This is a genomic window from Bacillota bacterium, assembly GCA_013178045.1.
Taxonomy (GTDB): domain Bacteria; phylum Bacillota; class Ch66; order Ch66; family Ch66; genus Ch66.
This window is the reverse complement of the sequence record JABLXP010000002.1, coordinates 89,563-113,957: the sequence shown is the minus strand read 5'-3', so window position 1 is coordinate 113,957 and position 24,395 is coordinate 89,563. Positions and strand designations below refer to the sequence as shown.

The following is a 24,395-nucleotide window of genomic DNA, read 5'->3' as shown; positions in this document are numbered from 1 at the left end:
CCACCGCCGACCACGATAACGTGTCTGGTCATTACCTGTAATCATCTCCGTGTATCTATTCCGGCAAATTGACCCGCGTGATCGACCAGGCCAGGACCGCCGCCCCAAAACCGTTGTCGATATTGACCACCCCAACTCCCGCCGCGCAACTGTTCAGCATCCCCAGCAAAGCCGACAGGCCACCAAAATTAGCCCCGTAACCGACACTGGTTGGCACAGCGATTACCGGCCGGTCTACCAAACCGCCAACTACACTGGCTAAGGCTCCTTCCATTCCTGCCACCACCACGATCACCTGAGCCGCCTGCAACTTTTGCCACTGGTCGAACAGGCGATGAATCCCCGCCACACCTACGTCATACAGGCAATCAACACCACATCCAAGCAACTCGGCGGTGAGCCGGGCTTCCTCCGCCACCGCCAGATCCGCTGTACCAGCGCTAATCACTAATACTTTTCCCCGCGGTGGAGTAACCTGACGGCGAACAATGATCAGGCGGGCCAGTTCATGGTACTCAGCCTCTGGGATCACGGCCTGGACCGCGGCGAAAACTTCTGCCGAGGCCCGCGTCGCCAGGACGTTGTTGTGAGCAGCAGACATGCGTTGCATAATTGAGACGATCTGCTCAACTGTTTTACCCGGACAGAAAATCACCTCCGGGAAACCGTTGCGCAGGTGCCGGTGGTGATCGAGTTTAGCAAAACCTAGATCTTCATAAGGCCAGCTTTTGAGCTGTTCTAAGGCCTGGTCCACAGTTATTTGCCCGGCTTGAACACCGGCCAGTAGTTCACGCAAGCTCTTCGTGTTCATGGGCTGGACGACCTCCAATTTCCCTGTTAAGACTCCCCATTTGATAACCCTCCATGTCCAGCGTGATGTAAATAAACCCCAGCGATTTAAAAAAATTCACCACCCGACGGGCAGCCGCCGGCTGAAGGAGAAGGCTAAACTGATTCGTTTGGACTTCGATCCGGGCAATCTGTCCATGGTGGCGGACCCTGACCTGACGCAAACCCAGGCTCTGCAGGTATCTTTCCGCCCGACCGATCTGGACTAACTTTTCACGGGTAATCGGTTGACCGTAAGGTATGCGGGAGGCTAAGCAGGATGAAGCTGGCTTATTCCAGGTGGGCAGGTTCATTTCCCGGGATAAGATCCGGATCTCATTCTTGGTCAGGCCCACCTCCTGCAGCGGTGACCGTACCCCTAATTCTCGGCCGGCTAGTTGCCCAGGTCGGTAGTCTTGAGCATCATCCGCGTTGGACCCATCGACTACCGCAACTAGACCATGCTCACGGGCCAATTCCATCAGTCGAGTAAACCGGGTAAACTTGCAGTGGTAACAGCGGTCAGGTGCGTTATCCGTAAACTTCTTGTTCTCCAACTCAGCCAAAGGCAACACCTTTAATGGAGCGCCTAGGGCCTGGGCCAGTCGGATCGCTTCCTGGGTCTCACCGGGAGGGCCAGTTTCCGAAACGATCATCACTGCCTGGACGCGTTCAGTTCCAAGGACTTCAAGTGCCACCCGTAGCAAAAAGGCACTGTCCACCCCACCTGAATAAGCGATCATTACGCTATCAAGTTCGGTTAATAGTTTTTTCAACATGACCAATTTCTTCTGGATGGTCTCCATGTTGTCCTCAGACTCCTTCATCATCACGCAGCCAGTCCGGTTGGAGATAAAGGTCAATCGGTAAGACTGGACAGGCAAAAGAGTAGGCCGCGCATTTGCTCAAAAGTTCACGCGCCACGGTTAGAAATTCAATCGGCAAACCAGTGGCTCTGGCCGCTTCTTCCACTATCCGATGCCCTTCCCAGATCGTGCGTGCCTCGGTCGCCGTCCCCAGATGGGGATTGCTGACCAGACCGGTAATGGCCAACCTCGCCGCTCGTTCGATCTCCTGCCGCATGGCAGCGATATCGGCCACGTTCCCGGTCAGGGGTCGGTATGGGTTGACCACCATCAGCAGTTCAAAGCCCTGCTGAACAAATTGCGGTTTAAACGTCCCCAGCACTGTGGCCCCGATCTCATCCCCGCCGACATCAAAAATCACATACTGGCTCTCGTCTTGAAAAACTTTGCAGATAGCCGGCGTAATGATCGGCAGATCGGCTTCCAACCACTCTTCGCGGGGAACAACAGTCGTGACCCCTCGTTCAGCCAGCAGGTGACGCAGTTGGCGCGAGCGAAAATAAGGGTTGACAATGTCCAGGTCAACCAGGGATACCGCAAAGCCCGCCTCGGCTTTCTGCAGAGCAAAGTTAATGGCTATTTCGCTCTTGCCACTGCCAAAGTTGCCGGTAAAAATCCTGATCCGTTTATTTTCCACTGGAATTTTTTTCACCCAGCCTATCTATTTCTTAGAGAGAATCCTCTTTAATTAATTTAACCCATTGTGTGACAATTTTTCAATGATTCCACTGCTGAAATCTGTCTATTCTTTTTTTATTATTTCATTATTTTTAGATAGATGTTCTTCAGGAGATGTTCTTCAGGCGGCTTCTGCATCTCAACACCACTGGCAGAGTTTTACTTATTTGGCTAATAACCCTGAGGTGTTAAAGGGTCCCGAGGTCGCCCCCATGACAGTCACATCAGCATAAGCATCTTCGCCGTGCTGAGTCAGATCGAGGCCAGCTTCTTCTTCCTCTTCACTCACCCGCAGTCCGCAGACAGTATCAACAAGCTTCAGGATGATAAAGGTAGTGACCGCCGCAAAAACTACTGTGGCCAAGACGGCGACGATTTGCGTACCCACTAAGGCCGGATTGCCAAACAGGAGCCCGTCATTGCCAGCCGGGTTAATTGCCTTCGAAGCAAAGATCCCCGTCGCGATCGCCCCCCAGGTCCCGCCGACGCCGTGAATCCCAAACACATCGAGGGAATCATCGTAACCCAGCTTGGTTTTGACCACGGCCACCGCGAAATAGCAGAGGATACCAACCACAAACCCGATGGCGATGGCCGACATCGGCCCGACAAATCCCGAAGCCGGGGTGATCGCCACCAGGCCGGCCACCGCGCCGCTGGCCGCGCCCAGAGTGGTCGGTTTGCCGTGGTGAATCCATTCAGCCATCGCCCAGGACAGGGCCGCGGTCGCCGCGGCAGTGTTGGTTACTATAAAAGCACTAACCGCTAAACTCCCCGCCGTAAGAGCACTTCCAGCATTGAAACCGAACCAGCCGAACCAGAGAAGAGCTGCCCCCAGAATCGTGATCGGAACGTTATGGGGGATGAGCGGTTCAGTGCCATGCCCCTTCCGTTTGCCCAGAACTAGAGCGGCAATCAGCCCGGAGACTCCTGAACTGATATGGACAACCGTACCGCCCGCAAAGTCGAGAGCGCCCAGATTCCTAAGCCAGCCGTCAACCGCCCAAACCCAGTGGGCCAACGGGTCGTAAACAAAGGTTGACCAGAGAGTTATGAAAAGGACAAAAGCTGGGAAACGCATCCGTTCTGCAAACGCCCCGGTAATTAGGGCTGGAGTAATAATGGCGAACATCAACTGGAAGGCCGCAAAGGCTTGATGCGGAATGGTCGCCGCGTAATCGGGGTTGGGGTCCAAGCCAACCCCCTTGAACCCAAGCCAATCAAAGGCTCCAATCAGGTGACCTTTGTCAGGCCCAAACGCCAGGGTATACCCAACAACAACCCATTGCACGGAAACGATGGCGATTACGGCAAAACTCTGCATCATCGTGGCCAGCACATTCTTCTTTCTGACCATCCCGCCGTAGAATAAAGCTAGACCCGGTGTCATCAACATAACTAAAGACGCTGAGAGCAGGACAAACGTGGTATCCGCGGTATCGATCTCAGCCGTATCCCCAGCCAGAGCCAAACCAGGTAAAAACAGTATAGCCATGAACATTAATAATGCGATTGACGTCAGTCGCTTTTTCATCTTGCTTACCTCCCCTTGCAAAATGCTTAAATCGCCGCGTCACCGGTTTCTCCAGTGCGAACTCTAATGGCACTCTCAACCGGGTACACAAAAATCTTACCATCACCTACTTTATTCGTCCGAGCAGCCTGAGCAATGATGTCAATTACCTGTTCTACCTGTTGGTCAGTTACCACGATTTCGATTTTTATTTTTGGATTACTGGCTAAAATTCAATTTACCTCACCATCGAGTGTCACATCTCTGTAGAAGATAAGCAACCTTGCCTTTGGGGAAGAGAGTACCCCATCGTCTACTAGCCCCAAGATACGGGTACTCTTTTTGTTTTCTAACAAAAAGATAAGGCCCTTGTCGACAGTACCATCCCTGTCTTCAAGGGCCTCATTACCCGTTCATGGTGGGAACTACAGTGCTCCCTTTTTGAGTAATTACATTTTTACATTATCTTATACCGGTTAACTCCACGTGTCAATGGGTGGAAAACAATTATTTTTGGCGCAGATCCACTGCTATTTCTTAGAACTTACTGGGAAATCCTGCCAATCGACTAACCCATCGGCTAGCTGTGACATAACCTGTTCCACTGCGGCCTGATCCAGCTCAAGAAGTTCTAAAGCTTGTGGATCAAGCGGATAACAAAGTCCATCAATACCCAGACCAATCCCCATCATTATACAAATCGCGTCTGACACGTGCACAATCGCGGCTAACCGGCGGTGGTTGGGAGCCGCCATCGGTTGATGGTGGTATGCAATCGGCTCCGCCAGTTCAACCGGCAGGTTCCAGGCTTCAGCGACCCGCGCTCCCACGGCAGCATGATCAAAACCAAGAACAGTTGCTTCGGCCACCATAAAGGGTACTTTTTCTTTTTCTATTCGCCGGGTTACTTCCTGGTAAACATCCTGTAAAAAAAAGTTAAGCACCACTTTGCCAATGTCATGCAGCAAGCCCGCGGTAAAAGCTTGATCGATGATGGGAAATTTCACCCGCCGGGCAATGATCCGCGCCCCGATTCCACAGGCGTAGGAGTGTCGCCATAGTTCACCTTGTCCTAGGGCATAACCACTCATTTCCCGGTTGAGCACGTCATGCACAGAAGCGGCTAAGACCAGGCCGCGAATCGCGTTAAAGCCAAGGAGAATAATTGCTTCAGTAACGGTGGAAATCCGACGGGGAAAACCGTAGTAGGCCGAGTTGGCCAGGCGAAGCACGCTCGCTGTTAAACTCTGATCCTGGCTGATCACATCGTTCAGGTCTTTGGCAGTCGAATTCGGGTCATCGGTCAAACTGATCACCCGGCGGGTGATCTGAGGTAAAGCTGGCAGGTCTTTAACTCTCTCGACAATTTGCTCTAGCTCCAGTATAGCTCCTCTCCCCCTTCAACGTTGTACCAACCAGACTAACGTAATTCTGCCCGTCGCTCCATGTCCATACGGTAGGCGCGTAATTCTTCATTCATCTTGAAAAGCAGTCTTTCCACATCGAATTTCGAGAGATACATATGTTCAGGTTCTATAATCTCGACTTTGCGAAATTCGTCACGGGCGATAAAGTGAATAACGTCCTCGATCGTCTCCGCTTTAATGGTTACTAAAACTGGAGCGTAAGCCACACCTTCTCCCTTAAAATCATCGAAAACCGTGTAAACATCAGCACTGACGTCAATGTCCTCGATCTGCACGCCCTGAATCGGCACATTGCGCAGCAAAGCCACCTTGTGTTCTCTGGTTTCTTCCGCTACCTGTTCGATCGTCTTTCCGCCAAAGAAAAATCGGCTGGGTCGGGCGACCCCTTTATAATCGAAACGAACTCTGACCTTAAGGCTGGTGTGAACAATTTCATCATTCTCACGAATTTTCACCATTCAGTTAGCCTCCCTGTCTCGGTTTCGGCGGAGAGTCCAAATAAGTTAATACCCAAAATTTAACTTTCTTTAACTTCGCCATTTACTGACAAATTCCTGCTTACCAGGCGACCCGGCTTGAGCATATCTCGCCCCCGGTCAAAATACCCGGGTAGGTGTTCCCAGGCCTCTTCCCTTACTAAATATTCTTTATTCAGCCGGGCATAATAATACCAACTTTTTGAATTATACACTAACGGGAGGGATAAAAATTGCGACGAGCAGTGATCAGCTGGTTTAAGTCGCTAGAACAGGCCCAAGGAGCAATAAAGGAAATTGGTGAGGCCAAACTGGCTAATAATGAAATCTCCCTGGTGGTGAAAGCCGATCACTCAACCCGCTTTTGGTTCGAAATAGGCGAGGAGTTAACAGAGCAAGCCGCTAATCCTTTAGCAGTTTTTAATGGGATGCTGGTACAGACCCAGACGATCGAATTACCTGAACTGGGGAAGGTTGCAGCCGCAGGGCCGCTGGGTGGAACGCTGATGCGCGAAGGCGACGAAGGTTTAAGCCAAAGTCTGGCCAACTATGGTCTGTCAGAAGACCGGGCCAAATATTATGAGCAGAAGGTCCGGGACAACATGGTTTTAGCGTTGATTGAAACCGATAACTCCAAGGTTAACCGAGTAGCTAATATCCTATCAGCTTTCGGGGGAAAAGACGTAGAAAAATGGAGCCGCACCATTGATAAACCTCTGAAACCCCGCAAGTAATAATACAAGTAATAATAAATGTCCCCAACTGCATTAAGCTGGGGACTTTCTATCTGGTCGTGGTGATTTCTTTTGGCCGCTACCCGCCAACTGTTTTAATTTGCGCACTTCCGCTGGGGTCAGGTGGCGATACTGGCCAACCCGCAGTCCGTCCAGGCTGAGAAATGCCAGTTGTGTTCGCTTGAGTTCAAGCACGGGATGCCCGATCGCCTCGCACATTCGTCTGACCTGCCGGTTCCGGCCCTCGTGAACCTGAATTTCCAATAAAGCATTTCCCTCTATCCTGGCTAACAAACGCACCCGGGCTGGGGCAGTTTTTCCATCCTCTAGTTGGACTCCTCTTTGTAAAGTCCGCAACTTGGCCGGCGAGGGTACGCCGAGCACTTTAGCCAGGTAGGTTTTGCTCACTTCGTGTTTGGGGTGGGTCAGGGCGTAAGTGAGTTCACCATCATTGGTCAACAGCAGTAAACCTTCCGTGTCATAATCCAGGCGGCCAACCGGATAAATTCGCTCACTAACTCCTCGAATCAGGTCAGTCACTTTTTTCCGTCCCTGCGGGTCACGAACGGTCGTGACATATCCCACCGGTTTGTTCAACAGGATGTATACCGGCTCAACTGGCTTTTTAAGCCGGCGCCCATCCACCTCGATCACATCACGGTCCCAATCAACCTTCATCCCCAACTGGTTCACAATTATTCCGTTAACCCTGACTCTTCCGGCCAGGATTAATTCCTCGCTGCGCCGGCGGGAAGCAATCCCCGCCTGAGCCAGGACCTTCTGTAAGCGTTCCAAAGGGTTTCACTCCTAGGTCGCGGAGCCGAGCTTCACCGCCAGCATTCTCAGACTCTCGGCCATTTGCTCAAGAGAACGAACCGCCGATGAAACCTCTTCCGTCGCCGCGGCTTGCTCTTGGGTCACTGCCCCGGTTTGTTCTACAGCCGCGATGATCTCCGCCATTGATTTTTCGATATTCGAGACGATCCGGGAGATTTGTTCCACAGACACCGTACTATTTTCTGCCAGTTTGCGCACTTCGTTGGCTACTACGGTAAAACCTCGCCCCTGCTCACCGGCCCGGGCAGCTTCAATCGCCGCGTTCAGGCCGAGTAATTTGGTCTGTTGGGCCACGTTGCGGATAAACCGAAGGATCTCGTCGGTTTCTCCGAGATGCTCCCTGGCTTTTTGTGCTGCTCCTAAGAGTTGGGCACCCCCATTAGCCAGTATTTGCGCCCCTTTGGCCACTCCCTCCATGGTCGCGGCCACTTGTTCTACCGCGCGGGTTAATTCATCGGCCATCGCCGCCAGTTGCTGGGCCTGATCCCGCTGCATTTCAAGCATTTCTTCCCGCCCCGCCACCAGGACCCACATCAGCTTGGCTACGTGCGAATCGACAACTGTTACCGCTTCAGGCTTCTTGTCATACACCAGGTCAAGCACCTTTTGGCTACCGGTAGCTTCGATTATGATGTTCAATCCCGGTAAATTTAATAACTCTACAATGTCCCTGGTAGTCCAGACGCCCATCTTCTTGGCCATTTGCATCCCCGGCGCATCATCTTTTAGGTCAGCTATACCTACGATCTCGATTTCGGGCAACCCGTGTAAAGCCTTGAGAATCGATGCCCCGCCCTTACCAGCTCCCACAATACCCACCTTAGTGGTCATCCTACTACACCCTCCCTCTTATTCTCTTGTTGGTAGGGTTCGACAATATATTGCTATTTCCTTCCAAACAAATATAATTTAGTGAAACTTTACACAATTTTCATGTGCATCACCGCCCGGTGGTTGACACCGGCACCACCAATGTTCGTTACCGAAAAAGCTGGTTGCAGATATAGACCGAAGCAATGAGACTGGTCACATCAGCAAGCAGTCCCACCGTCAGAGCGTATCTGACCTGACGGACACCAACTGAGCCAAAATATATGGTCAAAATAAAAAAGGTGGTGTCAGTACTTCCCTGCATGGTGGAAGCCAGCCGACCGATGAAACTATCGGGGCCATAATGATTAATGAGTTCAGTCGCCAAACCCAGGGCAGCACTACCGGATAAGGGACGCATAACCGCCATCGGCAGCACTTCGGCCGGCACTCCCAATCCAGACATCAGGGGTTGCATCATGCCACTGACCAGGGCCATCGCGCCTGAAGCCCGAAATATACCGATGGCCACGAACATGCCTACTAAATAAGGGATAATCCGCACCGCGGTTTGGAAACCTTCTTCCGCCCCTTCGACAAACGTCTCGTAAACTGGCACCCCGCGGAAACAGGCATAAACAGGGATCGTTAGAAGCAAAGCCGGAATAGCCCAGCGGGATACGGTTTCCAGAATCTCGACCAGCATCAGCGCCCACTCCTTATGAACCGATGCAGCTGGCGAAAGATATAATCCGCGATGATCGCCACCATCATCGAACAGGCGGTGGCGAAAATGGTTGTCCCCACGATCTGGGTGGGAGCAATTGAACCGGCGGCCGCTCGCACACCGATGATGGTAGCGGGGAGCAGGGTCAGGCATGAGGTGTTCAGGGCGAGAAAAGTACACATGGCATCAGATGCTTCCTCGGAATGGCGGTTAAGAACCTGCAGTTCTTGCATGGCCTTCAAGCCAAAGGGGGTCGCGGCATTGCCTAATCCCAGAATATTAGCGGTGATATTCATAATCATCGCTCCCATCGCGGGGTGATCCGCGGGGATGCTAGGGAAAAGCCAGACCATAAACGGTCTGACCAGCTTAGCCAGAAACTGAACGAGCCCTGCCTTTTCGGCGATTTTTAATAATCCCAGCCAAAAAGCCATGATCCCCACTAACTCAAAACAGACCTCCACCGCCTGGCGGGCAGAACTCAGGGTGGCCTCGGTCACCACTTCAATCCGCCCATTCATCGCGGCAACCGCGATCCCCAGCAAAATCATACCCAGCCAAATTGCATTCAGCATTCTGTCCACCCCCATGACATGTCTTCTGGTAGAACTTATGAGGGTGGCCGGATAAATAGAACTGCCAGTCCAACCGTTTACTGGGTTGGTTGGATGGACGCTGGCTGTTGATTTTGGTTATTATTTTTTCTTTGCACCATCGCTTGAATTTGGTTGATTACCTGGGGAGCCAGGTCAATTAAACGGTCAACTATCATGTTGCCGTCCACAGGAAGCAGCCGGACCTGATTGTTACCAACCACGAGAAAACCGACTGGTTGAACCGAAACCCCGGCACCGCTGCCACCACCGAAGGGAAGGTAACCCTCACCTCCCCGCTCAGCATTTCCCGAGTCATATTCACCACCGCCGGCGGCGAATCCGCAGGAAACGCGCGAGACTGGAATAATAACACTACCATCCGGCGTCTCGACCGGGTCGCCCACCACGGTGTTGACATCAACCATCTCCTTGATGCTTTCCATTGCAGTCTTCATCAGGGTTTCTATTGGGTGTCCTGTCATCTGAATTTACCCCCTTATGTACACTTTTCCAAAATCCCAGCTCATGGGTGAGCCAGACCCCTTTAATTCCAGTAATTATAATATGACCCAAACGCACCTTAAATATGCAGTCAAAATCCAGGTTGAACCGGGGAGACTGAAACATTGGCCGGACGATAAACACTGGCCGTCTCACGTTCACCATCACACTGCGCCACAGGTTGGCCCAGATCCAGCCCTTGAGGGCCCACAGGCAACCGGTCGTCAACCCGGTTTCAGCAGGATCATCGCTGCCAAATTCAGTGATCCAGCGCAGATGTGTAAGTTTTACTCCACCAAAAAACTCGTGTAACAGGCGGAAGACCTTCCAGTATTTGGGCAAAAAATACTTCAAGACTGGCCAAAACCGACGTAATTTGCTTGATTCAATGCGCAGTGTTTCCTCCGCGATTGGCTCACCCCAGCGATTTTCCCACTCTGTGACCAGGTGCCAGAAGGGAATCCAACCCTGATTAGACCAGTGGATCGATGGCACCTCAAACTTATAAACCAACCAGCCGTGCAGGGCTTGAACCGTGATGATCAGTTCGTCGTTACTCCTTTTCTTGAGGTAACTGACCCGGAATTCTAGGGAAATCAGGGAAATTAACCCCAAGGTCAGTAGAATAAAAATCGTAATCACTACGACCTTGACCACCAAACGGCACCCCCGGGTCAAACACGTCTCATCCTGCATCCTAAGTTTCCACACAAATTATAGGTTTATACTAAAGGGCCTGACATTTTCTTAACGTCAGACCCTCATTCTTCCAGTTCGGGTAATTCGGCCAAATCACGCAAACCAAAGTGCCACAGGAACTGTTCCGTAGTTCCATACAGAATCGGCCGTCCCGGTACCTCTTTTCTGCCAACTTCCTTAATCAGTCCCCTTTCCATCAGGTTGGTCAGCAACCGGTCCACTTTGACCCCTCGAATGAGTTCAATTTCCCCCCGGGTGATGGGTTGCTTGTAGGCAATAATGGCCAGGGTCTCCAGAGCAGCCGCCGACAGGCCGGTTGGTCCTGACTTATTCAGTTTTTCCACGTACGGGTAATACTCTGGTCGGGTGCAGAGACGGTAACCGTTCCCGACCCGGGTCAGGTGAAACCCGTGCTTATTCCGGTTATACTCCTGTCCTAGCTGTACTAACAGCTCCTGGACATCATCTGCTGGCAAACCGACCAGCTCGGTTAGTTCCGCAATGCTCAGCGGTTTAACTGCTACAAACAGCAGGCACTCAATCGCCGCTTTCGCTTCCTCAGGGAACAAGACTGACATGCTGTTTTTCTCCTCCTCGGTTTTTCAAACCGGGTACACCATAATCGGCCCGAAAAGCTGCCCCTGCCGGACCACCACCCGCCGGCGCCTAATCAACTCTAACAGAGCCAGGAAAGTGACCACCACCTCTAATTTCGAGGCACGCGGAGAAAAAAATTCGCTAAAAGCCAGCCCCCGACGGTTGATGGCGATCTGGTCCAGGATCTCTCCCATCTTTTGGGCGACCGTGATTTTTTCCCGCTCAAGTTCCATTGCTTCCTCTGACTGGTTCATGCGGGCCAACACATCCCGCAAGGCCTTGATTAACTCTGGGAGCGAGACCTGGAGCTGGGGCATCTGGTTTAAACCATCAGCAACCAGTATATCGGTTACCGGCCGCGGTACGCAATGACGCATTTGTTCCTCACGCTGCCGCAAATATTCGGCCGCCTCTTTATAGCGCTTATATTCCAGCAGCCGTTCCACCAGTTCCTCCCGCGGGTCCGCGGGAGGAACGTTCTCTTCGCCACCAGAAGCTGGCGGGGAAGGTAAAAGCCAACGTGCCTTGATCTCCAGTAAGGTGGCAGCCATGACCAGAAAATCGCTGGTCACCTCGAGATCCAGTTCCTGCATTGTTGCCAGGTACTGGAGATACTGCTGGGTGATGTGGGCAATAGGAATATCGTAAATGTCAATTTCTTCTTTCTCAATCAAGTGGAGGAGCAGGTCAAGTGGACCCTCAAACGCATCCAGTTTTACACGGTAACTCATAACAGCTTGAGTAATACCGTCGCCAGACTGTGGGCGGAAGTGCTGATCAGGCTAATAATCACATTCGTCAGCGGGTTAAGCAACCAGCCAATGGCGCCGGTGGCAATCAGTACCAACAAAATTAGTGTTCCATGGGTTTCCAGAGTATAAAACAGACCTGACTGGCGGCCCGGCAACAATCCGGCCAGGATCTTGGAACCGTCTAGCGGCGGCACCGGGATCAGGTTAAAAGCCGCCAGGACAACATTAATCCTGATCAGTGGCCGCAGCAGCTCCAACGCGATGACCTGATTCCTCATTCCCATCGCCTGGTTGGAAATGACCAGGTAGTAAATCAGGGCTCCGATAAAGGCCAGGACAATGTTCATCAGGGGACCAGCCAGGGAAACCAGCATGATCCCCCGCGAGCGGTCACCTCGAAAGCGCAGGGGGTTAATCTGGACGGGTTTCGCCCAGCCAAACCCCGCGAACAGGAGCAGGATAAAACCTAACACATCTATGTGAGCCAAGGGATTGAGGGTTAGGCGTCCCTGGTAAGCTGGCGTCGGGTCCCCCAGCCAATCAGCAACTTTTGCGTGCGCGTATTCATGGAAGGTAAAACCGATGACGATCGCGGGCAGCGAGATTAGCATATATGTAATATCAGGAATTAGACTGGGCATTCACCACACTCCCTTCCGGTTGTCGCAACAACTCGTTAATCAGGGCTAGTTCTTCCTCGCGGTTAGTCACTCGACCATCCAGCCGGGCGTCCCGGACCGCTTCCAGAATCCTTCTAAATGCTGGACCTGGTTTCAGGCCCATTTGGATCAAATCGTGACCGTTAATAGTTGGCTGACAGTGGCGCTCGGTGTAAAGATAACGGGTGAAGACTTGCCGCCAGACGGACGTTTTTGCTCTAACCAGCAGGAAGACCAGAACCTCCGGCGGCAAACCGTGGAGCCACCGGTACAGGGTACTCATCGGCACGGACAGCGGGCTGACCTGGGCCAGCTGATGTTCCACGCGAAAAGCCGCCACGAGGGCCTGAACCGCCCGTTTTTCCAAGCGAAATCGCCGGGCAATCTCCTCAGCCCCGATCAGGCCCACGGGGTGAACAATGAGTAAAAAATAGAGAATCCACCGTTCCACGGCAGCTGTTGGTTTAAGGGATTTAAAACGGTCCAATTCAGTTGGTACCCGGGCCAGCATTTCCCACAGGTCCGGTCCAAATTCAACCTCGGGGAGAATCTGTCGCTGCACGCCCAGTTCGGCCAGTCGCCGCAGCGCGCGCAGTGGTCTGAGCTCATTTAGGATCAAGATCAGTTCATCGCGAATCCGCTCGTAAGAGAGTTCCCGCAAGAAATTATTGGCCATGGCGTTTTTGGCCAATTCCAGGGTCTGTGGCTCAATTTTAAACCCGTAGCGTTGTTCAAAGCGGATGGCTCTGATGATGCGCGTCGGGTCTTCAACGAAGCTCAGGTTGTAGAGGATACGGATTAACCCCAGTTCCAGATCACGCCGCCCGCCGAAAAAATCAATCAGGTCACCAAATTTATCTTCGTTCAATTGAATGGCCATCGCGTTGATTGTAAAATCACGCCGGTAGAGATCATGGCGCAGGCTTGAGCTTTCCACCGTCGGCAGGGCAGCGGGATACTCATAGTATTCCACGCGCGCGGTGGCCACATCAAGTTTTAATCCGTTTGGTATTGAAACCTGGGCCGTGCCAAATCTTTTATGCACGCGGACCTGACCGCCCAGTGATTCGGCCAAAAACCGGGCAAAAGCCGGCCCATCGCCTTCCACCACCAGGTCAACATCCAGATTCTTGACCTTGAGCAATAGATCACGGACAAATCCCCCCACGACAAAAACCCGACAACCCTGGGCATCAGCCAGGCGACCGACCTCACGCAGTAGCTCATGCAAGTCACCGGGCAGACACTCCTCCATCAGGTGTGCCACATTCGTCGGGTTTAACAGTCCATCACCACCATCATAGAGCAGTTGGTGGTCTTCTGGCAGATCCTTGCCGTGGAAAGTTCGCAAAACATCGGTCCGCGAGACGATCCCGATAATCCGTCCGTTCTCGATCACCGGCAGCCGACCGATGTCGTGCTCAATCATCAGGTACTGGATTTCCGTCACGGGCGTCTCTGGCCCAACCGCTATTACCGATTTGGCCATATACGCCTTGACCGGGGCGTGTCCCAGTCCATGGAGTTTAGCCTTATCAACATCGCGGCGGGAGATTACCCCCACCACCCGGTCGCCATCTACCACGGGCAGCCCCGTGTGCCCATAGCGCAGCATGATCTTGCCGGCTTCTTCGATAGACAGGTGCATGGGAACCGTCTTCACCGGCGTAGACATAATGTCTCGGGCTAAGAGCGGCGGGCGGATTTTTTCGCGTAATACTCTCTGTAATTCATCCAGCACGCTCTCCAGAGTTCTCCCTTTGATGGTTGCCGAAGCAGCTTTTTCGTGGCCGCCCCCCATGAAGCGGGCACAGATCTCGTTGACAAGCACTGAATCCAACCGACTGCGCGCCACCAGGTACACTCGCTTGTCCATCGCCACTACCGTAAACACCACGTCATAAGCCTCAATCTCTCCCAATTTGTGGGTCAAGAAATCGAGCCCGCTTACGTATTCATCAGCCAAGCCCGTCGTCAGAAGGACATCGACCCCGTTTATGTTCTGGTGTCTGGCGTTATTCAGCAGTTGATTAAATAGTAATTTTTGCTCCTCGGACAATGGTCGTTCCATAAAACTGGCGATCACGCCTAAATTGGCGCCAGCCTCCAGAAGATAAGCCACCGCCTGAACGTCTCGCGGGGTAGTGCTGGGGAAGAGCAGACTACCAGTATCCTCATAAATGCCCAATGCCAGGATCGTCGCCTCAAAGGCCGTCACGGTTAAACCTTGTTGACGAATCTTTTCTACCAGCAGCGTGGTCGTCGCCCCAATCTGCTCGGCCACGCAAACTACCGCCGACACATCGTCTCCGGTTGCCGGGTGATGGTCAAACACGTGCACTTCCACCTTACCCTCATCAACCAGCGCCTGCAGCGGCCCCAGCCGCCGCGGGTTTTTCGTATCTACCATAATGACCCGCTTCACTTTAGCCAGAGGGATTTCCTTCGCCCAGCGGATCGGTAGTGAATCCTTATGCAAAGACATAAACTGCTGGACATTGGCAGACAAAGTACCCACCAGGACTAATTCCGCCTTCGGGTACAGGCGTTTGGCCGCCACCATTGCCGCCAGGCCATCAAAATCCAGGTGATTGTGCGAAACAATGATTTCCAAAGCAGGTTCCTCCTGGTCGTAATCAAGAGCATTATAGCACAAGAAAAACTGATAGTCGATAACAACAAGAAAATCGGCTTCGTTAAAAAACGCACCGAAGTCGAGACGTTAAAGAGAATAATAGTAAAAAAGCGGAAAAGACTAATCAAAAAATTAAAAATTAAGTGATCTGGGGGGCCATTCATGCAAATTTTCATGACAATTTTCATCGCCCTGTTCTGTCTGGCCGTAGGGGTCTATACAGGCAGCTTTGGCTATTGGGTCTGGCAAAAAAAGAATTATCGGGGTGCCATCGGCGTGTTTTTGCTTGCCATTGCGGCGGTGATTGTCCCGATGCTGCTCTGGTTTTCTTCTCTCTATCCTTAAGGTAACTCCTCCCTCGAAGCTAAATACAGGCGGGACAAGTTTCACCCTCTTAGCGGCATTGTCTTGATCTGCAGACCGGTCCGACGGATCCGGGTTTTCACCGCCACCTTGATTTCCGCCGTACGGAACTTACTTGGCCAGTCAAAGCGCTCCCATTCATCCCACGTCCAAAACAAGCGTGCGGCCTTATTACCAAACCCAAAAATATCCGCGTCAAATTCGTTTTGGGACCGCGCGATCAGCTTGCGCACCAGGTCTTCAATTTTTTGGGAAAAAGCCTGTTCCAGTTCCGGGATCAGTTCGGGATCAGCGTAGTTGATCCCACTCTGCACCCCTAAAATATCTGCCTCAATTTGGAGAGTTACTTGAATCTCTGGCCGTCCATCTACCAATCGCACCTTCACCAAGGGTAACCGGCCCAAAGTAACATCGAGGGGAATAACCATATCGGGTTGCCTGGGGTCACGCAAGCTGATAAATCCCCGGCGAAACTCCCCGCGCAGCATCATCAGCACAATCGTCTCATCCCCGTTAATCGTCCCGACCATCCTGTCCTTTTTGAAGACCGCACTGCCCATAAACTCTACCTTGTTTCCTCCTGTTCGGGGTAAGTCACCCGCCAGGTATGATCCCTCAGACACATACTGTTTCTCGGCGCTCTGCTCATCTGCCTGGCCTGGCCGCTTGCCCGGGCCGCTAGCCTGAGAAGTATCATGAGATAACGCCTCTTCCCTGGTGCGGTTCACCCCGACCAGAATGGCCACCGGGTTTTCACCCTTTGATTTGATGGCATTGGCAAAATCGTACAGCCAACTACGGGGAATAAAGCCGGTGTAATATTGACTGAAGCTTAAAAGTTCGTAGTACTTATTGACGTTCTTATCTAACATTGGCTGATTGTTTTCGATAAAATCTTTGGCAGATCCTCGGGCCACCATGATCAGGACATCCCGGCGGGCTTCCCGAAAACGAAGCAGGCCAGGCACCCATGTTCCCACCCCTTTTTCTCGGGCCAGTTCCTCGGAAACTACAATCGCCTTGGTGTGCATCAGTGAAGCCCGCCGGTGGATATAGGTATTGACCATATCAATACTGACGAACAGCGACGGCGACTCAATCGAGGTCACCAGGACGGGTTTATTATTATCGCCACTACCACTACCACCACCCGTACTTCTACCTTCACCTCCACCACCGCCCATGATCCGGGGGATGGCAATCTGGTAAGTCACTAAAATTTGATTTTCCCTGCCTTTATCAAGCCCGATCGCCAGCACAAAGGCCTGTTCATCTACCTCCCGCCGGCCCCAGCAGCCCGTAAGCACTAAACTAAGCAGAATCGCCAGGAGGCTGATGACCATCCATTGACGCACCAGATTGTCCCCCTTTCCGACGAATTAGAGTTACCAGAAAAAGCAAACCAGGCAAAACAAAAGTGATTATCCATCCCAGATTTTGCAAGAATTGCCGATCCCAGATCATGGTCGTGGGGTAATTAGGGGGAATAAAAGCAAGAGCATAGGCGACAAGCGCCGTGGCCAGCAAGATCGGCCGATAATCAGGCAGGCTCAACCCTTTAGCCAGGCCAGTGGTGGCTCCATAAAAGGCGGCCGAAAGGGCAACCAGCCCGTTGAGCAGCCAGAAAAACACAAATATTGTTTCCAATCGCTGAAAAAATCGACCATATCTGATAATACGCGCCAATTGATAAACTGGCAAAACGTTTTCTTCGGCGACTGGTAACTGAAAGATCATTTCATACACCAGTTGGACGACTAGCATCACGGCTAAAGAAGCAAGTATGGCTTAAAACCGATTGACTGAAGTTTACGCCAATTTCCAAGTGAAGGTAAAATCAGGGTCAAAAAGAACACCTCGCTGAAATTTGCACTCTTCAGCAAGCCGGTTTTGATAATCTCTCGTGGACCTGAGCCCAGAAGGGGAAATAGATAGTCACCCTTCCAGAAGGGAATTAATAATACGAGTATAAAACCCAGAGAAAAAAAGAGAAAGGGATACAAAACATGAGCTGTTCGAGCAATGTTCTCCAACCCGAAATAGGCAGCGGCCAGAGATGTGCTGATCAACATCAACAGAACCACACTGAGCGGAGCCTCGGGCAGGGTCGTTGTGATCACCAATTCGGCAAATTCCCGTACGGTAATGATAAACCAAACATAGAAAAAACCCGCATAGGCTAATGCGCTAACCAGACCAACCACCGGGCCGGCGACTTCTTCCCCGATCGCGATTATATTAAGCTGTGGAAACCGCTTCAACAGCTGGATTAGTACACTGAACCCAAGCAGTCCACCCACGCCGGAAACAATGATCACCAGCCAGCCAGCCGTTTTGCCAACCTCGACCATCACCTGTGGGAAACTTAAAAAAACTTTGGCGGTAATCATGGTCATGATCAAAACCATCGCCTCTGCTGGACCAATGTGCCCTTCTTTAATCACGGTTATTCACCCCCTCCGCCAGACGGTATTCGTTTGATCCACTGACGACTGATCTTGGGCTGACGTCGGATCTGCAAGGGATTAATAAACTCGGGCCGCAGTTCCTGCTGCCAGGCTGGGCTGCGCAGGACCAGGTCTGACCCCGAACTGGTGCGTGGTCCAACTGGGGCTAAAAATGGCACCCCGAATGATTTGAGCCTAACCATCAAAATCAGCTGCAGAAAAATTCCCATCGCCAGGCCAACAAACCCCAGGGTAAAACCAAGTAACAGGTAGCCAAATCTTGATATCCGAAGTGAAAAAGATAAAAAATAACTTGGGATAACAAAGGAACCAATCGCCGTCACCGCGACCACAATGATCATGATCGGACTAACAATAGCAGCTGATACTGCTGCTTGTCCCAGAATCAAGGCCCCGACAATTCCGATCGTCGGCCCCATTGGGCCCGGCATCCGGACACTGGCCTCCCGGATCAATTCAAACGACACCTCCATGATCAGCATCTCAACAATGCTCGGAAACGGTACGGTTTCCCGCGAACCGGCAATACTCATCAGCAGATCAGTCGGCAGCATTTCCTGGTGGTAATTGGTCAAAGCCAGGTAGAAGCCAGGTAGTAGCAGGGAAACAATGGCGGCCAACACCCGAATTAAACGTAAAAACGACCCGTATGGCCATTTTAAGTTGGTATCTTCCGCTGAATGCAGCAACCCAAAAATATTGGTTGGCACGACCAGGACAAAAGGATTACTGTCAAGAATAATGGCTACCCTTCCTTCAACTAACAGAGAAGCTACACGGTCTGGTCGCTCGGTGACCAGCATTTGCGGCATAATGCCGAAAGGATTATCCTCGATCATCTGTTCCAACACACCACTGTCCTGGACGTAATCAATCTGCAAAGACTCGATTCGCCGTTTCACTTCCCGCACCAGCTCAGGATTGGTAATCCCCTTCATATACATGATCGCACAATCCATCTGACCAAGTTTTCCTACCTTGATTATTTCTGTCACCAAGTTGGGTGATTTCAGCGTTTTACGAATCAAACCGGTGTTGATCCGCAAGGTTTCCGTAAAGGCTTCTTGAGAGCCGCGGATAACCATCTCTGCAAGCGGCTTTTCCACCTGCCGGTGCTCCCAGCCTTTGGTCTCGACCACAAACACCCTGGGCACGCGGTCAACAAAAATGGCGGTGTTCCCCATCAAAATGCCATCAACAGCGTCTCGAAATTTCGTCTTGCTCTCGACCTGGTTGCTTGGGAGCAAGTGGTGTTCGACCAATTTTTCAATATTTTCACCTGCCTCATTGTGCTCAATGTTCGAAAGCAGCATCAACGGCTGAAAAACCGACAGGTTCTGGAGCTGTTTGTCAGTCAGACCATCGATAAACACTGCCGCCGCCTTGATCCGTCCGTCGATTCCTAAGCCAAATTCGCGGATAATCACATCTTTGTTGTCAGGCAGGTAAAAGATCGTCTTGAGCCGTGCAATGTTTTCGGGCAGGTCAACCGAAACCTCCAGGTCTTCGAGGTCCTCCAGGCTCTGCTCCCTGGCATTGATAATCTTCTCCCTGGTCCAGGCAGAGGCCCGGACAGGTCTGATTTTCTCTCGTCGATCCCCCCGACGCCGTTTCGGGCCTTCCTTTGCCGGGCGCTCTTTTTCAACGAGCGCGCTGGCTTCAGTCCCCTCTCGGAGCTTGGCTTTTGCCTTATTTTCAGACCTGGGTTTGTGCCGGTTTTGGAACCTGGTTTTTGTTCTATCTTGAGACTGCGCTTCCCGGCCGTCCGCAGACTGCTCCTGTTTCCCGCTCGACGCTTGTTCAGGTAAGTCCCCAGCTTGCCGCTGCGCCTGTTCCGGCCGGGTATCCGGTTCCCGACTCACCCTGGGATAGCCGACCTGCCCGGGAGCACTTTTCGGTTCATTCTGGTTGATTAATTCAAAGATGTTTTCCTCCGGCGGTTCGCGATAGATAATGATTTTTTTTATCTTATCCCAGATATTCATTCTGAACCTCAACGTCAGAGATATTCCGCTGGCTTTAGTGTCTCCAAACTCACCCGTTAAATGCGACAACGCAAGCCCTTTTTGGCTCGCGTTGTCAATAATTTCATTATTTTCATTATTAATTAATATTTAATTAATATTTCGTCCTTACTTCATCGATGCTAACTTAACTACCCTTTTCCTCTTCATTCGTTCAGGGATTATGTCGTTACGGAGCAAATCCTCATAACCTTCCCGTTCCACGACCACATCAGCCTCACCGTCCCGGACAAACACTACCGCGGGCCGCCCTAGTCGATTGTAGTTCATCGACATGGAATAGTTATAAGCGCCTGTAGCAGAGACAGCCAGGATATCTCCCCGGCTGGGTGGAGCCAGCGGTATATCCCAGATCAGCATATCCCCTGATTCGCAGTATTTACCCGTAATCGAAACCACCTGGGTCGGAGGTACGGTCGCCTTGTTGGCGATTATTGCCTCATAGCGGGCACCGTAAAGGGCTGGCCGAGGATTGTCCCCCATCCCACCGTCGACGGCTACGTACGTCCTGATACCGGGGATCTCTTTGATCGTACCAATCGTGTACAGGGTGGTCCCCGCTGGACCGACAATCGAACGGCCCGGTTCCACGATTACCTTCGGCACCAGCAATCCTTTTTTCATTGCTTCCTCACGGACGGTTTCCATCACGATATCCGCGTATTCTTCAATCTCCGCGGGCGAATCGTTACTGGCATAGTAAATGCCAAAGCCGCCGCCCAGGTCTAACTCTTCGACAATTAAGCCCGTCGTCGCCGTGACCTCAGCCACAAAATCCATCATCACCCGCGCGGTGTACCGATACGACTCCAGCTCAAAGATTTGTGATCCGATATGGCAGTGCAGTCCCCGCACCACCAGGCTTGGCAATTGCAAAGCCCGCTTAATCGCGCTCATGGCTTGTCCTGTCGGCAAGGGGAAGCCAAACTTGGAATCAATCTGCCCGGTGCGAATATATTCGTGCGTATGTGCTTCAATACCTGGCGTAATCCGCAACAGGATATTGGCTCTGGTATCAAACTGGGCAGCCAGTTCCTGTAATAATTCTAATTCTTGCGCATTGTCCACGACGATCCGTCCGACTTTAGCCTCCAGGGCCATCCGCAGTTCCTCGCGGGATTTGTTGTTGCCGTGGAAATAGATCCGTTGCGGTGGGAATTTGGCCCGAAGAGCGGTGTACAGTTCCCCACCGGAAACCACATCCAGCCCCAGTCCCTCCTCTTCCACCAGGCAGCACATCGCCAAGTTCATAAAGGCTTTGCTGGCATAAATCACTTCCGCTTTTCCGAACTTTTCCACAAATGACCGGTAGTAGCGGCAACAGTTTTCTCTGATCAAAGCCTCATCCATCACATACAACGGCGTGCCAAAATGCTGCGCCAGCTCGACGGTATCACACCCACCTATCTCCAGGTGCCCTCTGTCGTTAATTCGCATCGTCCCATTAAGTCTCATCTTCTTCCCCCCATATCAACTCAAAACGGCCATTGAGTATTCCTCAATGGCCGTAAAATGACCAGTTAGAGTATACCCCTCAACTCCCTGCGTGAGATAGCGCTCCACCAGGAAAAGGGAGATTTCCTGGTGACAGTCCTGCACCTCTTCGGTACAGGCCCAGCCTCAAGGCTCGGGACAAGCCTGAAGACTTCGGCGGAGGCCCCTTTCCAGACCAATCATCAAATTCCCGTTCTCCCTGTCTGTACTCTTGACGCTCCGCGCCTCTACCTCACCTCCAATGAGATGAGGCGCAACTATGTTTTTGTTTATTCTAACATTGTTTTTTTCGACATGTCAACAGGTTACTCCATAAACTTCATTAACGAGAAGTCGGCAGCTGAGGCAGGAGGCCAAATTTGCTGGGATGTCCGCCGGAGCTTGCGGATGAGTAACCGGGTGGCAGGAAAGTTCCAGCTATCGTCGAAATTTATGCCCATACGCCATCCCGCGTTGGAGCCCAAAGTGAGGAGGTATCAATGGTGTCAGAGTCTCAATTTGATCTATATGTCGCTCCCTGTGAAATAGAACTGGCAACCAAAGTTTTGAAAGAAGGAAATATCTTTGTTGTTTCTTTACCCACTGGCGAAATTACCGGGAGAAACCTTGGCAGTCTGGGGTTATATCACGCTGATACCCGCTATCTGGATTGCCTGGAGCTATTCCTTCAGCAGCGCAAACCCATTTTTCTCTCTTCAGCCATTCGAGATAGTCATTTTGCCCAGATTGAATTGACCAATCCTGAGTTTACCCTTCCCTCGGGACAAATAGTCCCTCTACAAACTATTCACATCCGCCTTTTAAGACTAATAAAAGACGCCTTTTTCCAGCGCTTGCGCCTGATAAATTTTAATTCTTTTCCCATAACTCTTAACCTGGATATGATTTTTGGTGCGGACTACAAGGATATCTTTGAAGTCCGGGGCACGAAGAGACCGCACCGGGGAGAATGGCTGCCACCACAGGTTAAACGTTGGGGCATCAGGCTGGCCTACCGGGGTCTGGACGGCATAGTTCGCACCACCGCCATCTCTTTAGATCCCGCGCCGGCCAGCATCACTGCTGAACCCGGCCGGGCGCGCGTGCAATACAAGATTACTTTACCTCCGCAAAAGAAAATCTATATCCACCTCCGCATCGATTTAGATAAGGAAATCACAGAAGACCCGGGTCTTATCAGCACGGGATTTTCCGCAGCGGCCATTATGCTGGCCGGCCGCTACCACCAATGGGAACGAGAATGTACCCAGATTTTTACTGACAACACCCTTTTAAGCAACATGCTGCAAACAGCGGTCACTGACCTGGCCGCCCTGCAGACCGAGTATCCGGGAGAGGGTAAAATCATTGAGGCCGGGATACCATGGTATGCCGCTCCTTTCGGCCGCGATTCCCTGATTACTTCCTGGCAGACTTTGATCTTAAATCCCGAGATTGCTAAAGATACTCTCCGCTTCCTGGCACGCTATCAGGGAAAATGCGAGGACAGGTGGCGGGAAGAGAGGCCCGGCAAAATTTTTCATGAGCTGAGGCGGGGAGAAATGACCCAGTGTGGCGAGGTACCTTACAACCCTTACTACGGGTCCATAGATTCCACCCTATGGTTTGTTATCCTGCTAGGTGCCGTTTACCGGTGGACCCTAGACAAAGAATTCTTGCAAGAGATGGCCGATCCTTTGGTCCGCTGCCTCCGCTGGTGCTTTAAGTATGGGGACCTGGACAATGATGGTTATCTGGAATACCGCCGGGAATCCCCCATGGGATTAACCAATCAAGGGTGGAAGGACTCCTGGGATGCGGTTGTGGACCCGGCAGGCCAGATCCCTTCGGCGCCTTTTGCTCTGGTAGAGGTTCAAGCCTATTATTACCTCGCCCTCCAGGAAGCAGCTGCCTTGCTGCGGCTCCTCGACAAGGAAACGATCGCCACCAATCTCCGCCGGCGGGCCAATAGGCTCCGGCAGCGTTTTATCCGGGATTTCTGGTGGGAAAACGAAGGATACCTGATTTTCGCCCTGGACGGCCAAAAAAGGCCCATCCCCACCCTGGTTTCCAACGGCGGCCAGTGCCTGTTTACCGGCATTCTCTCCCCGGAGCAGGCCCGGCGGGTAGCTCAACGCCTGCTAACCACTGATTTTTATTCCGGTTGGGGTATTCGAACCATGAGCAAAAAAGAAAAGGCCTATAATCCGATGAGTTATCATAACGGTTCGGTATGGCCCCATGACAATGCCATTATCGCCGCGGGCCTGCGTCGGTACCAGTGCTTGGCTGAATTACACAAAGTCGCCTCTGGCCTTTTTGAGGCCAGCACCTTTTTCCCCTATAACCGCTGGCCCGAGCTATTTTGTGGCTTTACGCGCCGGGGATTAACCGGGCCGGTCCGCTATCCAATCGCTTGCGATCCCCAGGCCTGGGCGGTTGGCACTCTTTTTTCTTTATTGCAAAGTCTACTCGGTTTAGATTGCCGCGATAACACCATATATATTAATCGGCCGTTTCTTTTACCAGAAGCGAAGCGATTGGAGATGCGCAACCTGGCCGTAGGCCAGGGCCGCATCGATCTAGTCTTTGAAGAAAAGGAAGGGCAAGTCTTTTGTCACGTCTTACGAAAGGAAGGCAATGTGAGGGTTATCATTGAAGTGTGACATCCTCCCCTCAATAAATTAAGGGGCATCCCTTCGTAGGACGGCAGCTTTTACTGCAGGTTAGCC

25 protein-coding genes are annotated in these 24,395 nt (G+C 51.9%); 3 read left to right on the top strand and 22 right to left on the bottom strand.

Features of this window, described 5'->3' with window-relative positions; all coding sequences use genetic code 11:
- Positions 1-55 precede the first annotated feature (55 nt).
- From larB to HPY81_02290, 7 genes are all read right to left on the bottom strand, one after another.
- Positions 56-811 carry a nickel pincer cofactor biosynthesis protein LarB gene (gene larB / locus HPY81_02320; GenBank protein ID NPV26296.1) on the bottom strand — a complete coding sequence of 252 codons (756 nt, stop codon included), beginning with the start codon at positions 809-811 and terminating at the stop codon, positions 56-58.
- Positions 789-1,634: an ATP-dependent sacrificial sulfur transferase LarE gene (gene larE, locus HPY81_02315; protein NPV26295.1), complete on the bottom strand. Its 846-nt coding sequence runs from the start codon at positions 1,632-1,634 to the stop codon at positions 789-791. The genes larB and larE overlap by 23 nt, the downstream gene beginning before the upstream one ends.
- A gap of 7 nt (positions 1,635-1,641) precedes the next feature.
- Positions 1,642-2,331 carry a tyrosine-protein kinase family protein gene (locus HPY81_02310; protein ID NPV26294.1) on the bottom strand — a complete coding sequence of 230 codons (690 nt, stop codon included), beginning with the start codon at positions 2,329-2,331 and terminating at the stop codon, positions 1,642-1,644.
- A gap of 204 nt (positions 2,332-2,535) precedes the next feature.
- The gene (locus HPY81_02305) at positions 2,536-3,906 is read right to left on the bottom strand and encodes an ammonium transporter (protein NPV26293.1); all 1,371 of its coding nucleotides are present in this window, start codon (positions 3,904-3,906) and stop codon (positions 2,536-2,538) included.
- A 26-nt stretch (positions 3,907-3,932) separates the two neighbouring features.
- The gene (locus HPY81_02300; GenBank protein ID NPV26292.1) at positions 3,933-4,118 is read right to left on the bottom strand and encodes a P-II family nitrogen regulator; all 186 of its coding nucleotides are present in this window, start codon (positions 4,116-4,118) and stop codon (positions 3,933-3,935) included.
- Between the two features lie 297 nt (positions 4,119-4,415).
- A complete protein-coding gene (locus HPY81_02295) occupies positions 4,416-5,270 on the bottom strand; it encodes an HDOD domain-containing protein (protein ID NPV26291.1) in 855 nt (284 codons plus the stop codon).
- Between the two features lie 35 nt (positions 5,271-5,305).
- Positions 5,306-5,770 (bottom strand): hypothetical protein, encoded by a 465-nt coding sequence (locus HPY81_02290; GenBank protein NPV26290.1) that lies wholly within the window; start codon positions 5,768-5,770, stop codon positions 5,306-5,308.
- Between the two features lie 251 nt (positions 5,771-6,021).
- Between HPY81_02290 and HPY81_02285 the strand changes: the two genes are divergently transcribed.
- On the top strand, positions 6,022-6,522 hold the full coding sequence (locus tag HPY81_02285; GenBank protein NPV26289.1) for a hypothetical protein: 501 nt from the start codon (positions 6,022-6,024) through the stop codon (positions 6,520-6,522).
- A 33-nt stretch (positions 6,523-6,555) separates the two neighbouring features.
- Here HPY81_02285 and HPY81_02280 read toward each other — a convergent pair whose 3' ends face one another.
- From HPY81_02280 to HPY81_02235, 10 genes are all read right to left on the bottom strand, one after another.
- Positions 6,556-7,317, bottom strand: coding sequence for an rRNA pseudouridine synthase (locus HPY81_02280; GenBank protein NPV26288.1), 762 nt, complete (start codon positions 7,315-7,317; stop codon positions 6,556-6,558).
- Positions 7,318-7,329: 12 nt separating this feature from the next.
- Entirely contained in the window at positions 7,330-8,190 is an 861-nt protein-coding gene (locus tag HPY81_02275; protein NPV26287.1) for a chemotaxis protein, read from the bottom strand.
- 148 nt (positions 8,191-8,338) lie between these two features.
- Positions 8,339-8,872, bottom strand: a complete 534-nt coding sequence (locus tag HPY81_02270; GenBank protein NPV26286.1) for a spore maturation protein — start codon at positions 8,870-8,872, stop codon at positions 8,339-8,341.
- A 2-nt stretch (positions 8,873-8,874) separates the two neighbouring features.
- Complete coding sequence (locus tag HPY81_02265) at positions 8,875-9,471, bottom strand: spore maturation protein (GenBank protein ID NPV26285.1); 597 nt, start codon at positions 9,469-9,471, stop codon at positions 8,875-8,877.
- Between the two features lie 77 nt (positions 9,472-9,548).
- On the bottom strand, positions 9,549-9,974 hold the full coding sequence (gene ytfJ / locus HPY81_02260; GenBank protein NPV26284.1) for a sporulation protein YtfJ: 426 nt from the start codon (positions 9,972-9,974) through the stop codon (positions 9,549-9,551).
- Positions 9,910-10,689 (bottom strand): DUF2953 domain-containing protein, encoded by a 780-nt coding sequence (locus HPY81_02255; GenBank protein NPV26283.1) that lies wholly within the window; start codon positions 10,687-10,689, stop codon positions 9,910-9,912. Before HPY81_02255 ends, ytfJ begins: the two co-directional genes overlap by 65 nt.
- Positions 10,690-10,754: 65 nt before the next feature.
- A complete protein-coding gene (gene scpB, locus HPY81_02250) occupies positions 10,755-11,270 on the bottom strand; it encodes an SMC-Scp complex subunit ScpB (GenBank protein ID NPV26282.1) in 516 nt (171 codons plus the stop codon).
- A 24-nt stretch (positions 11,271-11,294) separates the two neighbouring features.
- Positions 11,295-12,020 (bottom strand): segregation/condensation protein A, encoded by a 726-nt coding sequence (locus tag HPY81_02245; protein ID NPV26281.1) that lies wholly within the window; start codon positions 12,018-12,020, stop codon positions 11,295-11,297.
- Positions 12,017-12,682, bottom strand: coding sequence for a site-2 protease family protein (locus HPY81_02240; protein NPV26280.1), 666 nt, complete (start codon positions 12,680-12,682; stop codon positions 12,017-12,019). Before HPY81_02240 ends, HPY81_02245 begins: the two co-directional genes overlap by 4 nt.
- A complete protein-coding gene (locus tag HPY81_02235; protein ID NPV26279.1) occupies positions 12,663-15,314 on the bottom strand; it encodes a CBS domain-containing protein in 2,652 nt (883 codons plus the stop codon). The genes HPY81_02240 and HPY81_02235 overlap by 20 nt, the downstream gene beginning before the upstream one ends.
- A gap of 183 nt (positions 15,315-15,497) precedes the next feature.
- On the opposite strand from HPY81_02235, the gene HPY81_02230 reads away from it, so the two are divergent.
- Complete coding sequence (locus tag HPY81_02230) at positions 15,498-15,680, top strand: hypothetical protein (GenBank protein NPV26278.1); 183 nt, start codon at positions 15,498-15,500, stop codon at positions 15,678-15,680.
- A 41-nt stretch (positions 15,681-15,721) separates the two neighbouring features.
- Here HPY81_02230 and HPY81_02225 read toward each other — a convergent pair whose 3' ends face one another.
- The 5 genes from HPY81_02225 to lysA all read right to left on the bottom strand — a co-directional run bounded on the left by HPY81_02225 (position 15,722) and on the right by lysA (position 21,645).
- Positions 15,722-17,053, bottom strand: a complete 1,332-nt coding sequence (locus tag HPY81_02225; protein NPV26277.1) for a Ger(x)C family spore germination protein — start codon at positions 17,051-17,053, stop codon at positions 15,722-15,724.
- Complete coding sequence (locus tag HPY81_02220; GenBank protein NPV26276.1) at positions 17,010-17,462, bottom strand: GerAB/ArcD/ProY family transporter; 453 nt, start codon at positions 17,460-17,462, stop codon at positions 17,010-17,012. Before HPY81_02220 ends, HPY81_02225 begins: the two co-directional genes overlap by 44 nt.
- Positions 17,463-17,467: 5 nt before the next feature.
- Positions 17,468-18,142: a GerAB/ArcD/ProY family transporter gene (locus HPY81_02215; GenBank protein ID NPV26275.1), complete on the bottom strand. Its 675-nt coding sequence runs from the start codon at positions 18,140-18,142 to the stop codon at positions 17,468-17,470.
- A 2-nt stretch (positions 18,143-18,144) separates the two neighbouring features.
- Positions 18,145-20,151: a spore germination protein gene (locus HPY81_02210; GenBank protein NPV26274.1), complete on the bottom strand. Its 2,007-nt coding sequence runs from the start codon at positions 20,149-20,151 to the stop codon at positions 18,145-18,147.
- A gap of 147 nt (positions 20,152-20,298) precedes the next feature.
- Positions 20,299-21,645, bottom strand: a complete 1,347-nt coding sequence (gene lysA, locus HPY81_02205; GenBank protein ID NPV26273.1) for a diaminopimelate decarboxylase — start codon at positions 21,643-21,645, stop codon at positions 20,299-20,301.
- Positions 21,646-22,163: 518 nt separating this feature from the next.
- Here lysA and HPY81_02200 point away from each other — a divergent pair.
- A complete protein-coding gene (locus HPY81_02200; GenBank protein NPV26272.1) occupies positions 22,164-24,329 on the top strand; it encodes an amylo-alpha-1,6-glucosidase in 2,166 nt (721 codons plus the stop codon).
- Positions 24,330-24,395: the final 66 nt, after the last annotated feature.